2 protein-coding genes are annotated in these 2,764 nt (G+C 62.9%); both read left to right on the top strand.

From position 1 onward, the window contains the following. The coding region (locus KA184_18065) for an alpha-galactosidase (GenBank protein ID MBP8131489.1) at positions 1 to 1,178 on the top strand (1,178 nt) is incomplete at its 5' end. A 41-nt stretch (positions 1,179 to 1,219) separates the two neighbouring features. Next, entirely contained in the window at positions 1,220 to 2,362 is a 1,143-nt protein-coding gene (locus KA184_18060; protein MBP8131488.1) for a DUF2961 domain-containing protein, read from the top strand. Positions 2,363 to 2,764: the final 402 nt, after the last annotated feature.

Below are 2,764 nucleotides of genomic sequence, written 5' to 3'. Positions count from 1 at the left end.
TCGTGGGATTCAACGACACGACAGAAGCGAACCTGTGCGAACTGGCCGCGGTTGTCGCGTCGGCGAAGCTGCCCATCGATACCTTCTGGCTCGATGCGGGCTGGAACGAAGCCGGTTTTCCGCTGGGGCAGGGGAATCCACACCCGGACCCGACCCGGTTCCCGCGTGGACTGGCTCCGGTGGGCGCTGCCGCCGCCGCGAACGGCCTGCGATTCCTCGTCTGGTTTGAGCCGGAACGGGTCATGCGCGGCACTTGGCTTGACCGCGAGCATCCGGACTGGCTCCTGCTGCCGAGCGGCACGCCGCCGGACCTGCGCTATCACGAGAACGACGGATTCCGCCTCCTCGATTTGGGCAATCCGGCGGCGCGGGAATGGACGTTGGACAGCGTGTCGCGGACGCTCGAAACCGCGCGGATTGCCATTTATCGTCAGGACTTTAACCTGTATCCGGCCTATTTCTGGCATACGAACGAGCCCGCGGAGGAACAGGGGTTGCGGCAGGTTCGCTACATCGGCGGCCTGTACGCCTATCTGGACGCGCTCCGCGAGCGTTTCCCGGGACTCATCATCGACAACTGCGCGAGCGGCGGGCGGCGCCTCGATTTCGAGATGATGCGGCGCAGCGTTCCCCTCTGGCGCAGCGACAGTTGCTGGGACTCGAAGGATTTCCCGCACAATGTGCAAGCGATGTCGCACGGCCTCTCGCTATGGCTCCCGCTGCATGGCCTGGGCGCGGCCAGCACGGACACCGCCGCGCTGCGCAGCGGCATGGGCGCATGCGCGAGTTACGCCATCCATTTCCGGGACCCTGCCGCAATCGAAGCGCTGCGCGCGCACCTCGAACGTTACCTGAAAGTGCGCCCCCTGTATGCCGCCGACTACTACCCGCTCACCCCGTGGAGCACCGACCGTGCGGCGTGGCTTGCCTGGCAATTCAATGACACCGAGAGTGGGAGGGGTATCGTTCAGGCCTTTTGCGGCGACACGCAGGGCCGGGAAGACTTCACGGTGCGTCTGCGCGGACTCGATGCGGAAGCGTATTACGTGATTGCGAACTGGGACCGGCCCGAAACGCTCCACATGACGGGCAAGGACTTGATGGAAAGCGGCCTTCCACTGCGCGCCACACGAGCGGACGCCGCGATTGTGATAGAGTACGGGAGGGAGTTATCCTAGGCGCGATCAAGTTAACTCCAAATCAGGGAGACTGACGCATCATGAACGCAGGCATAGTGATTCTATCTCTACTCCTGGTGGTTTTTTGCATGCCCTCCGCGCACGCGCAGGCCGCCGCCATGAGCAACCTGTATCAGCTCAAGGACGCGCAGACACGGTCCATCAGCCCGGAGAATTTCACCGGCGAAAAGGGCAAGGGCGGCATGGCGACGCTCGAGGAGGGCAACGCGGCACGTGCGGCGCGTGAACTGGGCCAGGGCTGGAAAGTGAACCCGTATGTCCACATCGAGCCGGGCACGACGTTCACGTTGGGCGAAATCCAGGGTTCAGGCGTTATCAACCACATCTGGATGACGCCGGTCGGCGATTACCGCCTCATGATCTTGCGCTTCTACTGGGACGGCGAAGAGCAGCCGTCGGTCGAAGTCCCGGTGGGCGACTTCTTCGCCGCGGGCTGGGGTATGGGCAGCGAGCCGCGGATCACATCGCTGGCGGTCTGCGTGAATCCGCGCAGCGGCTTCAATTCCTATTGGCAGATGCCGTTCCGGCAGGGCTGCCGCGTGACGATGGAGAATCAGGGCGAGAAGCGCGCCACGGTCTACTACCAAATCGACTATTCGCTCGAAGCGGTGGCGGAAGGCACGCCGTACTTCCACGCACAGTTCCGCCGCGTGAACCCGCTGCCGTATAAGGACGTGTACACCATCGTCGACGGCATCCAGGGCCGCGGCCAGTATGTCGGCACCTATCTTGCGCACGGCGCGAATAGCCCCGGATGGTGGGGCGAAGGCGAGATCAAGTTCTATATAGACGGAGACACCGAATTTCCCACGATCTGCGGCACAGGCGAAGAGGACTACTTCTGCGGCTCCTACGGCTACAACGAGCGCGAAAAGGACGGCGTCTATTCCTACGAGAGTTTCACGAGTCCCTACACGGGGTTCTATCACGTCCCCTTCAAGGGCGAACAGCGCCGCATCGGCGAATACCGCTGGCACATCACCGACCCCGTGCGCTTCGAGAAGGACCTGCGCGTGACCATCCAGAGCCTGGGCTGGCAGAGCGAAGGGCGCTACCTGCCCCTCCAGGACGACCTCGCCTCCGTCGCTTACTGGTACCAGATCGAGCCGCACAATCCCTTCCCGGCCCTGCCCGCGAAGGGGGCGCTGGTCATCAAGGATTGATAAGCACGCCCCTTCCGGCTTTTGCCGGGAGAGGGCTTCACAGTGTCCAGCCGTCGCGATAGGGCGCTTCTCCAATGGCGTCGGAGCATCCGCAAGAGCAGCCGGAAGGCTGCCTGTCTTGCACGACGGGGTGGGTGTCCCTCCGGGCCAACGGGGGAGTGAATCCTAATCCTCGTTGAGCGTGTACAGCCGCTGGACGCCTTGCTCACGGTCCCATACAGGCGAACGTGGCGGCTCAATCGGTTGCCCATGTCTTTATTTCGAGTCGCGTCTCCGCAGCCTTGGCCGCCTGCCTGCTCATCAAGATAGACACGATTCCTATGGTAAGCGGAAAGACAAATGGGAACAGAGCGAGGCTCCAACCGAAACGACGTCTGCCGGAGAGGTTTGTCATGGGCTTTT

The organism is Candidatus Hydrogenedentota bacterium, from assembly GCA_018005585.1.
GTDB lineage: Bacteria > Hydrogenedentota > Hydrogenedentia > Hydrogenedentales > JAGMZX01 > JAGMZX01.
This window is presented reverse-complemented; position numbering and strand designations above follow the sequence as displayed.

Coding starts and splice junctions, on each gene's coding strand:
- KA184_18060 (MBP8131488.1), top strand. CDS start 1,220: ATGAACGCAGGCATAGTGATTCTATCTCTACTCCTGGTGGTTTTTTGC.